The organism is Mucilaginibacter sp. Mucisp73, assembly GCF_059491465.1.
Map to the genome: position 1 here is coordinate 5516601 of NZ_CP168507.1, position 12257 is coordinate 5528857.

Consider the following 12257-nt stretch of genomic DNA (forward strand, 5'->3'; position numbering starts at 1 on the left):
TTACAGTATGGTTATTCTATAATTTTTGTATTGATTGAGGCCTTTCCAGGTACCGTTTTTATTCACTACTACCTGGTTAAGCGTTAAATATTTTTGCAGGTCGGCTGTCTGTGTCCACTGTGTTATGGCAACATCCACAACTTTGTCCTTTTCTTTTTTCAGAGGGGCGCTGAAGTCAGAAAGCCGCATATACAAATGGCTTACCTTTAAGGTTACCCTGTTAAAAGTTACCGTGTATTGCTTGCAACTGATATGATGCTCATTAACCAGTGAGATGGTTTGCTCCAGCCCCTTTATTTTACTTGTCACCTGGTAATTTTCCGAACGGATATTATCGGCCATTGCTGTTAACTGTTTCAGGTTATCCGCACCGTACTCAATTTCCTTTTGTGCCGATAGCAGGATGCTGTGCGCCTGGTTATCAATAACAACATAACTCCCTTTGCCGTTTAGGGTGATGGTTTTGCCCAGCAAATAATAAAACTCGTCGCGCTGTTTGCAGAAGGTAAACTTTACGCTCTCCGGTTTAACGGCAGGATCTTTAATATTGATAACCCCGGCCAGCGTATAATCATTTTTAATGCTTCCGAAGCCCTTACACACCTGCTTAAATTTATTCACGAGGGCAGCATCAACATCAGGCCCTTTACCGGCGGTATCCGCAAAAACAGGATGCAGCCCGGTGGCAGCTGCCACCGGCTTCATATACAACAAAATGCACAATATGGATAAAATAACCGTTGCTTTCATTTCAGTTTATGTTCCTTTTCCTTATAATTTAGTTTTTCCTGTATCCTGAGCGGCTTTCCTTCAAAGTTTTAATCCCCCGCTCTGTTTCTTTTTTAACCCTGATGAGCAAGCCCTCATCATCATATTCATAAAAGGTTGCAAAAGCGTTTTCATCGAGCTCAGCCATCAGGCGCATAGTTTTATCATCATAAGCGTATGTTTTCATATGGGCATCGAAAGGGTGAATGCGGATGTCATCAACGTAAACATTAGTACCTGTTGATTTGGCTTTAACTGATATATTAAGAGCCGATCCCGCAGCATAAGTAGTTAGGTCTAACACCCCTTCCAGTAGTTTCCAGCCTTCTACAACAGCTTTACAGTTAAGCGGCACATCAACATTGTTCAAAGTAAGCGAAGCATTAACTGATTTATCATTCGGTAACCCGTCATTAACCCACATATCAAAAATGTATCTTTTGCCAGGATAGGGCTCAAAACCATTGGGATACACCCCGGTAGTTGCTACCGCTGTAAATTGTTTAAGGTTATCAAGCAAATAATAAGGGGTAGATTTTTGCTCAACATCGTGCACTATAGTTGAAAGGGTAATACCGCTCAATGACAGCTGGGCGCTAAAGTTACCGGTATGGGCAATAGTGCTTACAGCTGTGGTTGAGAGTTTACTGCCACTTGAGGTTACAAACTCCCTACGGTTGCAGGTATCAGGTGAGCTTGTGGTACCACCTGGTGTAAAACGGTTATCCTCTAACGTTGCATTGTAAATTTCCCTGTTCCGAGAGTTTGATGCTACCGCGGATGGCAGCTCACCATTAAAATCAAATTTTGCAGCGCTGTACCGGCCTAAAGCGTCCTTGTTTTCCAATTGCTGGCCGTACTTATCATATAGCGTTACCGTATTGGCTGTTACCCATTTGCTTAAATTGGTGGTTGGCTGCCATGTTCCCGTGCTGCTATTAAAGCACCAATAACTATTGAAGGCACCAAAATAACCCGCACTTTTAACATCGATACCCACTTTGGTTAAGTTGGTACCGAATGAGTAATTACGATTTTGCTGGAATACCTGGGTTTGATATGGGCGCCAGTTGCCGAGATAGCCAGAGATGTAAGGGTTGATTACGACAGAAACAGTTACCGGAACCGGTCCGGTACAACTGGAAAATTGATAATAAGGAGGGTTTCCGCCAGGTTTTGTAAAATGAAAAATTTTACTGTCTGGAGCATAAGCAGGGTCCGAAGCAGGATCATAAGCGGGATTATAAATGTAGCTATATACATTATTATTTCCAACGAAATTTTTTGTTGAAAAAAGAAGATTCAAACCCGTCCCAGCTGCATCTGCATTAATCAATTCATCCCCTGTATTATTGTAGATTTCTAACCCCGCACTTTTTTTTACGTCAAAAGAACCGAGTCTGAACATAAAATGAACAACATGTTGGCCAGTTGTGATAGGAACTTTTGTCAAATGTATAACTTGTGAATCGTAATCCCCCCAAAGCCATCCTGCTACGTAATTACAATCGATAGTAAACCCAAACTGATCATAACCAGAAACAGCAAACCAATAGTCTTTTGTCTCAGGGAAATTAACCAATACATCAAATCCCCAATAATTAGGAGCCGTACTTGGTCTCGTCTGGGCCATTGTCGGCCAAAAACCTATGATTTTCCGTCTTCCCGGGGTTCCATTTGCTAACCCCCAATAAGAACTTTTAACTGTTTGATAAGTATAAGTATGCAGAGTATCACCGCTATCAATATAAAAAAGCCCCCCTTGGTCAAAAGGAGAAGTAGATGAAAGTGAAAAGTCCCTACTCGTATTTTCTATTAGATCTGAAGGATCAAATGTTGACGTAGAAGGGGTATAGGTTTTTGTTATACATTGATTATTCACCACCGCCCAATTCTCATCATAAGTACTTGCCGAGGCATTAATTACCCGCAAACTGCTTAAATCGGCATTGTTAAGTAATTTCAGGTTATTATCGGTTCCTATAGGGTTAACGAGCGATACAATGCTTGTTGCACTGGCCCCAAGCATATTGCGGTAGCCCGAGCGCACTATTTTCACCAAACCGGCGGCCGCGTAATTAGCCTGTATATTCCCGGCACGGTCAATTAGTTTTTTGCTTGTGCCACTGCCCGAAGCCGCCGTGTTTTCGATAACCCAATATTTGCTGCCCGAGCTTACATCAATGAGCTCATCACCCGCTTTGGTATTTGAGGCAAGCGCCCCTATTTCGCCGTTTGCATTTGTACCGAAGCCGCTCATGACCATCCCCAGGTTTCTGTAAGCACCTCCCATCCCGCTGTAGGCCCAGTATGCCGGGATATTAACCGAGTATATGTTTTTATTAAACTCGTTTTGGGTGCGGGTAACCAGAGCCTCGCCGGTTAACTCATCATAAGCCAGGTTCTCGGTAGTAACTGTGGATCCGTTTTGCATTTTTACCACTTTGGTAATGATGCCATAGGTTTGAATTACTTTAACCGCGCATACCGATCTGAACAGTTTATGATCGTTGTTATCATCAACCGGTTTATGCGGCAGGGCAAACCACGGCAACCATGGTGGTATCGGGAATACATCTACACCTAAGTTTACTGCCTGCCCACTGTTAGTGCTCTCCTGTTCACGCATATCGGTAAAAAAGTCGATATCGCGCCCCAGTGTTCGCTGGGTTATAGCTGTACTGTAGCTATTTATAACCGGCAAGGTATTATTTAACGACATTACACCGCCGTTATCCTGCGAAGCATAATAATAGGTTGTCGACGATAATTCGGCACCGGCTTCATTAAATACATGATTGGCCTTAGGCTTACCATGCATATCATTTAGCTCAATGCTATATCCTTGCGATAGACAAAGCTGCTGATCGCTGGTTGAGCGTGTGAGGGAATAATAACTTACATTAGGTGCCGTATTGGGGCTGCTTATCGGCAATACGGTAACCTTTACCGGGAAATCTTTGGCGGTATAAAATTCGTTGACTACATAACCTGTTTTTTGGGTGGGTGCGCCGCTCCTGTCCAAATCCCTGACAGTTACCTTACCATAGCCAATAGCAGGTGACGGATACAACGACTCGCCAAAGGGCTCTTCGAGGTCAAAATAGTTATTAATAGCACCCTTAATATGTTCAATATACGGTACAGGCTGTTTCAGCGGATTTTCATCATTCCCTACAGCAGGCTCATAAGTAGCTACCCCGCTGCTGATTGTTTTTCCGTTTTCAACGGTGGTATAGTCATAAGCCTGCCCGTAATTGGCTGTTTCAGCATGAGAGCCTGGGCCCGATAAGGCATTCCATTCATCATCCATAGCTATTTGTTTCACACGCGCCCCGCCACCCAGTTTAAAACCATTGGTTTTAACTATCCGCACAAAGCTTTTACCTTCGTCAACGTTAGTGGCATATGGTTTCCGGTTAGCTTTCTCGTAAAAATTTTCTGAAAGCTCACTTAAGTTTTTGGCAGCGCTAACTATAGCCGAAACAGCGGCCATAAAACTGTTATTTGCGCCATCTATCTTGTTCTTGAACCCAGGATAGGCATACATAGGGTACTCATTTTTTAAGCGCTGCCATGCCGAAATACTAATTGGATTAGTGGTAACCCCGCTTTCCGTTATGGGAACAAACATGATATAAGCTACTCCCTGCTTTATAAATACATTACTTATTTCACAATAAGTGGGCACCATATCATAATATGGCGTCTTGTTATTTGACGGATCGTAGTTTGGCGTAGAGAGCTGCACATACGTTTTGGTGTACAGATACTTTGATCCGTTGAGGAATGTATTTTTAAACCATGATGTTTGATCGACACCCGGTGGTGGTACATCATTAAGATTATTACCTATATTGATCTTAAGTCCACGCGCCTCGTTAAGCGGAAGGTTAAGATTGTCGGCCGTATCAGTAGCACTTTTTATCAGCGACAGCATCTTTGTCATCACCATCGCCTTTTTGTTTTGCACATAAGCGTAATCCTTGGCTTCGTAAGCGATCTTAATGATCCCCCCTGTGGGTAATGTTATTTTATTGAGGTGCCAGAGTGCTACATTTTCGTTGGTATAAGCGGCATCCTGGTTGGTATAAGGGTATTGCTCATTGTCGAGCCCGTTTCCATTTTCCGCGGCCGGTTTATAATTCCCCCAACGGTCTGTTGTCATGTAACCATATACCGGGTTGGTTGTGTATTTAGCAGTATTCTTTTTATAATCAAAGCTGTAAGCATGGTATTTTCCCTTATCCGAATTTCCATACTCAAACCATACTTTCGCAAGCGTGAGCTTGCCTGCATTGCCGGCGCTGTTTGGCGTTTGCTGACAAAGATCATAGGTGTATTGAAACTTGACCACTTTTATCGGCCGGGTCATATCGGCTTTTGAATACAGCCTGATCTCGCGAAGCCTTTTGAGTGGGTTTCCGGTATCCTGGCCGCCACTAATCGGGTCACTTACACCAAGTGCATCTGTACGGTTCTCGGTTATAAAATACGCTATCTTTGTTTTTGATTCGATGGATTGCGTGTAATAAACTTCCTTTTTGCCGTAAACAATACTGGCTTTATCATCATCAGGGTCGGCATTGAGACACTTGTTTGGAGTGGCACCTTCATAAGGTGTACGCCATTTATAAGGTTTAGCCAGCTTTGAGTAATTAAATTTAATAGCAGTTCCCAGGTCGTCATCAGTTACACCATCACCTGTTCTGTCAACATAATCCGGCGAAAGAATAGCACTCATCAGGAAGCTGGTAGCATATGGCCCTTTACTTTCTTTATGGTAATAATGATCTACACCATATTGATTTGAGGTTGGTGATGGCATATCTGAAGTTACATCAATCAAACCTTTCGCGTTTCTTGAAGTTTTACCTATAGCAAATGTGTATTCATCCTGGGTAGTATTGTAAACAGGAATACCGTACACAGTTCTTTTTCCACCATCATCCGTAACGGTTATTTCAGAGATGTGGTGCGGCTTCGCGTTACCCTCATTTCTTTTCGGGCTCAGGGCCAGATCTGCATCCTTAACCGGTTCTGACGTAACCGTGTAGCCCGAAACATCCTGAAAAGGGTATGTTATTATTTTTTTATCAAGCGCAGCATTAACCGCCTCATCAGCTGTAAGGTAAGATATAGCGGTACGATTAAGCCTTGGTATAATTTTTCGTATAGGAGCCCCGATATTTAATGCAGGCGTACCAAAATTATTGCCTTTGACCCTGAAATTGGCGTTAGCCGTTGCACCGCTAATACCTACTGATAAAGGCTGGTTACCCGCAAGCAGATTATTTACCTGCCAATCCTCCGAGCCTTTTTCACCAACCTGCCTGAAATAAACATGCTGGTTGGTTGGGGTTACATAGTCGGGCGACTGAAAGTCACCAAAAGGCAGATAATTATTATTATTAGTCCACTTACGGGTTATGTTATGTGTGGTTTGCCTGAACTCGGTTATACCGCCGTGCATCCAGGCACCTACACCAAGGTCACCACCTTTAGAATCCATATGTGACTCATCTTCGGCCTGGTTATCAAAAAAAGCACCTGTACCACCACGATATAACCTGAACTGACCGCTCCCCGCCTGGCTTGTGTACGACCAGATATCGGGTGTAGCAACAGGCAATGCAAGGTTAGGCAACTCAGGGATTACGGGGTTATCCTTTTCCCTGATAAAATCCATCACGGCATCTTTATTATTTTTACCGTTTTCGGCATATAAAAAGCCATAGCCGCTCTTAACCATATGAGGGGTTTTAACATATCTTTTATTCTGATAACCTGTACCGCCCACACTGGTAAACCCAGGGCCTGCGGCAAGACCAACATCAAAACTAAATGAAGAGTACTCAGAAACGTATGGAATTTGAATCGAAGGCATAAACGGCTCAGTATTATAGGTTATGGTTGAACCCAAAACGCTATAGCTTGACGATGCCGTTTTTGTTACTATATCACCTGTTGCCGCAGCCCCCTGAGAGTCGTTTGCACCGGAACTTTGAGCAGGTTTAGCATCGCGCGTTACCAGGGTACTCTCGGATCTGCTTGCCCCAAAGCTTTGACCAAGTGTTAAAGCCTTAAGCCCCGAACGTGAATTATATCCAAAAGATCCCGAAAGGCCCGAATTAACTGTGAGGTTAAGGTCGGTTTTGGCCTTTATGGACATCGACACATAAGGCGAAACCGAAATATCGGCACCTGACTGTGTATTGGATAACACACCAACCCCTAAGCCTGCTGTAAGATAGTTATCATTGGCCATTGAAAAAGAGATCCCTGCGTTTACTCCCATTTCGGCGCCTATGCCAGTATAGTTATCGCTGAATATTCCAAAACTTGCCCCTCCTACAGCATGTGCACCTCCCCGAAACTCAAATTTTCCTGTTAAGCGCCCCCCAACAGTTACCTTTGGCTTCACCGAATGATCTGTAATAAGTTCATCACCTGAAAAATCATCAGGTAGTCCCCTTACCTGCCTGTTGATGGCGCCCTGGTTTAAGCTCCAGCCAAGGCCAACCCAGCTTGCTTCGTCATCTATTCCCGTTCCCGACTGATAGCTTAGGTTGACCGGGTAGCCGTCAATATCAAGCAAGGGTATATTATATTTAAGGTCGCCGTTTTGAAGGTCAACCATATCTGCAATACCGGCTTGCTGAAAACCCTGCACTTCCGGCTGTACCGGGCCCGATGTAAGGGCATAAGATAAACTGGGCGCAAAAGCGTTAAAGCACCAGATAAACAACAGTGCAACAGCAATTTTCCTTTTTCTTTTATTAAACAAGTATGTCATATGATAACAACCAGGGAGTTAGTATTTTATTTAATCTTTAACCGGGGTTAAAATGTATTTGCGATGATTCAGGTGTTTATCCTGGTATATAATCTCAATATCAGGTGCAGTCGTCGCACCATTATCAAAACTTACCATATACTCAAAAATACCCGAAAGGCCATTGGCTATTGGTTGTATAATTGTAGGATAGTTCTTTTTACCGCCTGCCTGCAGGTAAAAACAGCTATCCATGTTATAAATCATTTTCGTTTTTAAACTATCACTAATCCGGGAGGCCATTTTACCCGGTATTACACGGGCTGTAAAAACCGTTTCGCCTGTATCAGCCGTGTTATCCATTTTCATGGCTTTTATAGTGATATCCTCATCTTTGCATTCATAATGAGCAGGCTTTTTACTACAGCCAAACATAATGGCCACCAGCGCCCCAAATACTAATAATTGCTTATTCATTTCCGGCCTCCTGATATAAAAACCTTAAGCTCCTGCTGCTGCCGTCTGTCAGCCATATTTTCATGATATAATAGTGTCCGTTAACAAATTTTCCATTATCGCTCAAATCGATAGTGATCTTGTTGAGCCCGTTAACCAAGGTTATCCGCGGCAGACCCTTTATTTTCTTATCAACATCATTTATTGGTGTTATTTCGTATTTCAAACGCTGCTCCTCATTAGCATTTAATAATGAAAACCGCAGGTACCCTGCAGCCAGATAAAAGTTGCCACGCTGCAAATCATTAATATCGCGGTAGCCTATATTATCAATCACCTTTTTTATACTGTCCTGGCATTCTATCATGAATTCCCAAACCTCCGACCTGTTCAGTATGGTTTGATCCTTATATGCGGTTACCTGCCAGGCATATCTTTTTTGATTTTTTAGTTCGGGAGCTATGGCCGGGTAAGGCAGTATAGGCGAAACTATGTTTCGCTGGTTAATAACCGGTAAGTTGTAGTTTAATGCTTCAAGCGCGCTTTGCCCGGTTTTAATTTCAGTTAACACAAGCTGGTAATAAGATCCGGGCACCGCCGGAATAAGTGGCTGCCACGATAAAAGCGGCCGTTTATCGCAAATGTGATCTTTATTGTACGGGTCGATAAGGTTAAGGTCGGCAAAGGGAGCAAGCGTATATGAAAAACACTGTTCGGCCGGCGGGTTATCGCTATGCGTAAAACTAAGGGAAAAACAATAATCATAGTCGCCCTCTGGTAAAGACTTATTGAAGCCGGTAAATTGGCTAAGCTTTCCGGCAGCAAACTTAATGGCAGCACTACGCGCCGCATTAACAGGTATAGGGTTGGCCCCTGGCATAATGGTAAATTCGGGAGTTTGAATTACACACACTGTGCCCCCCTTACGTTCGGTTACCGAAATGTTGAGCGTTGCCGAAACCCCGGATTTCGATAGGTTTATGAGCCGGCATTTAAAAAGCCCATCGATATTGCGCCCGTAAAGCTCCGGGAAAAACTCAAAATTTATCTGGGCAAAACCAGGTAAAACAAAAAATAATAGTATAACGGTTATATAAATTGATCGCATGGGCTTAGTTCTTTAGATGGTATTTTAAACTCAGTTCGGCCCGGTAAGATGCGTATAGATCCGGGTAAACGGGCTTGATCAGATTTTTCCTGACATCGACATAAGAGTCTACTTCAAAATTTGACAGGCTAAAAAGTTGGATTCCCTGCCGCACACCGACCTGGTTGGCCAGCTTATCATTATTAAGATAAGTAATAGCCGATGCAAGGCTAAGTTTTCCAAACAACATGTACTGGTATGTAACATCCGAGTTAAGCATATCGCCAATAAGCCGGTATGTGGACATTTCTTTGTTATAAAAAACAGAAGCAGTTAGCGAAGTGCTTTTCATTACAACACTCTGGGTATAATTGATCATCATTAAGCTACCATCGCCGCGGACAACGCTTGATGGATTTGAAAAGTCCTGCTGGCCTATCGTAAAATGACTTGCTGAAAAATATTTCCCTATTTTATAACTCGCATTGCCATCAAGCTGAAGTTTTCGCATGATATAAACAGGAGATGAAATATTATCAATGCGCTTATCAGTACCATTATCTGTATACTTAAAGCTTACATTGAATTTTCTGCTGATGGTATAACGTGTATCCAATTGTACCTGGTAAGTTTTCCACCGGTCATTAGAAGTATAGCTGATAGGCATAGCAGTAAGATCAGATCGCAGGCTAACCGTAAGCTTATGTTGCATAAATGATTTCCGGATGCTTCCTCCGTATTTCATACGCCCGCCGCCAAAGCCGTTATTACCCGGGTTTTGATAGCCCATGCCGGCATAGTTGAAGTATACATTATCAGAAGCATCAAGCTCCTTGATATCAAGATGATGATTAACACCTACCGAAAGCGTAGCAAACATGTCATTATAATTGAGGCCGCCAAGCTTCTCTAAAACGGCTTCGTTCCCCACCTGGAACCGGCTGTTGTATAACGTTGTGGATTTTGAAATATCCAATCCAAAATTGCCGGCCGCCCCTACACTTAACGCCTTTGACAAAGTAAATGCAACATTATTAGTTGATATGGTTGGGATGGTATACAGATCGGTCCGGACCTGGTGATTAAATGAACTTATGGCCGAAACTTTGAAGGTTTTACTTAATTGCGCACCGATATAAGTAATGTTACGTGGCTGATTGTAAACAGAGCTTTGGAAACCCGCATCTTTTGCCGAATTGATATCACTCACACTTCCGTAGCCAAAGGTTAAAGGCACTCTGTCGGCATTTACAGTAAGGTGCGTACCGCTTACAAAAAGTTCCTGGTTTTGTGTTGATGCCGGCATGACATTGCCATATGAACCTGCTTTTAACGCTCCGATATTTGAAAACAATGATTGAAAGCCATTACCCGGCCGCTTTGTCAAAACACCATTGATAAACTCAGACGACGAAGCATCAAAATTGTTGTCATTAAGCAATCGCTGCATCTGAAGCATTTTGCGCACATCATATCCACGCTTTTGAAGGGCCGCAGTAACCGAAGTAATTGATGAGGCAACACTATCAATCCCGGCCGAAAGTGCTGTATCTATTTTGACATTAGAGATTGCCTTTGCTGAATCGGCACCAGCCATGATATTATTAGTTTTAAGCCCGGCAAGTGCTTTTTGCTGATCATTTATAATGGATGAAAATTGTGATGAATTTGTTTGCCTGAGTGAGATGAACAGGTCATGCGCTGTTTTTTTTGTGATATCCTGTTTAGCCTGTAATTGCTGATCTGAAATCTGGTTTAAAAAAGAGCTAAGTTCTTTTCCGTACCAGGCCTGGTAGCCGGTACCATCAAGGAAAAAATTAACCGGTTGGCCTTCATCTTTTTGATGATCATTAAGTTTTGATGCCAACTGTTGCTCATTTAGATTTTTCAGCTGGTTTATATTTCCGGGATCGTTTAAATAACGGCTTAAATCCTGATTTTTACTGAGGTCTGATAATGCTGCTCCTTTCAGTTTTGCTTCAACACCGGCAGCGGTATTGAAATCCATTTCATGTATAAGTGCATCCGGCTTTGAAACAGGCAGGCTTTGAGTACCCAACTCTGACCGTAATTTCCCGGTGATCTGTTGTTTATTAAGTGTTAAAAGCTCATTTAGTTTATCCGGATCATTGATGTAATTTGTAAGCGCACTGTTTTTTGCATTTTGCGGGGCCAGTTTTTTTGAGGCGGCTAATTGCTCGATAAGTAAGCTGTGTGTATAAGATGTAAGATCAAGGCCGTTAAAAGTGTTTCGTCTCAAATTATAGTAATTTTCAAGATCGCTCCTGAAAAGATTATTATACTGCTTTGAATCAAAATTGAACTTAAATAACGAACTATGATTAAATTGCTGGGCAACGGGTGAATGATCTGTAGATAAGTCAAGATTAAATGGGATGCCAAACGCAAGGACGTTACCTTGTAAACTAAATATGTTTTGAAATTTTGAGTTATTGCCCAACCCTGCAAAAGCAGGAAATGGGTTCAATCTGCTATCACTTCCGGCAACTAAATTAAACATTACGGATTTAGAGCCGCGTACCCCCAATCCTTTATTAAAACTATTTTTTAACTGAGTTACCTTTTCTGAGCCTCTGGATAGTGAAGCAGAGGGAGTGCCCTTGATACTTTGCAACCCTCCATTTGCCGTTTTTAAAAAACCCATTGATTTAAAAACAGAATCGGCAATGTGCTTGGTTTTGCCGGTATCGGAAACGGCAATGTTGTTTTGAGCGTACAAAACGGCCGGAAAACTCATAAAAAGAGCCAGCAGCCATAAAACAGGCGGTTTATGTTTCATAAATAAGCCCCGTGATAAGGGTATAATTAAATATATTTAGGTTTGCTTCAATAATATCCTAACAAAAGGATATCCATTTAGGCTGAAATTATAAAATCAAAACCGGTTACGCTATTAAATGATGCACAATGACTATCAGCCATTCACATGACAAGTATGTGAATAACATTTTCTTATAAAATGCTAATTCTTTAAGAGAATAGAATCCGAATATGCGGAAAAAAACAGAGCGTAAAATTATGCCATATTTAATTTTTTAATGAGCGTGAAAATATGTAATAGGAATTGTATTATCAAGATAAATGTAAAAATTAACATTAATTTTTCATTTATTATCTACTTATCTTTATCGCAGAGATAAAATCACTAAT

General features: G+C 42.1%; 5 protein-coding genes. All 5 read right to left on the minus strand.

Translation table 11 applies throughout. The features are described from left to right. Genes ACEN82_RS22790 through ACEN82_RS22810 form a run of 5 tightly spaced genes read right to left on the minus strand, consistent with a single transcriptional unit; the run spans nucleotide 1 to nucleotide 11886 of the window. Nucleotides 1–750 carry a hypothetical protein gene (locus ACEN82_RS22790; protein ID WP_413320108.1) on the minus strand — a complete coding sequence of 250 codons (750 nt, stop codon included), beginning with the start codon at nucleotides 748–750 and terminating at the stop codon, nucleotides 1–3. A 28-nt stretch (nucleotides 751–778) separates the two neighbouring features. After that, the gene (locus ACEN82_RS22795) at nucleotides 779–7564 is read right to left on the minus strand and encodes a hypothetical protein (protein WP_413320106.1); all 6786 of its coding nucleotides are present in this window, start codon (nucleotides 7562–7564) and stop codon (nucleotides 779–781) included. A gap of 30 nt (nucleotides 7565–7594) precedes the next feature. After that, nucleotides 7595–8020 carry a hypothetical protein gene (locus ACEN82_RS22800; RefSeq protein ID WP_413320104.1) on the minus strand — a complete coding sequence of 142 codons (426 nt, stop codon included), beginning with the start codon at nucleotides 8018–8020 and terminating at the stop codon, nucleotides 7595–7597. Continuing rightward, nucleotides 8013–9107, minus strand: coding sequence for a DUF928 domain-containing protein (locus ACEN82_RS22805; protein WP_413320102.1), 1095 nt, complete (start codon nucleotides 9105–9107; stop codon nucleotides 8013–8015). The genes ACEN82_RS22800 and ACEN82_RS22805 overlap by 8 nt, the downstream gene beginning before the upstream one ends. A gap of 4 nt (nucleotides 9108–9111) precedes the next feature. After that, on the minus strand, nucleotides 9112–11886 hold the full coding sequence (locus tag ACEN82_RS22810; protein WP_413320100.1) for a hypothetical protein: 2775 nt from the start codon (nucleotides 11884–11886) through the stop codon (nucleotides 9112–9114). Nucleotides 11887–12257 lie beyond the last annotated feature (371 nt).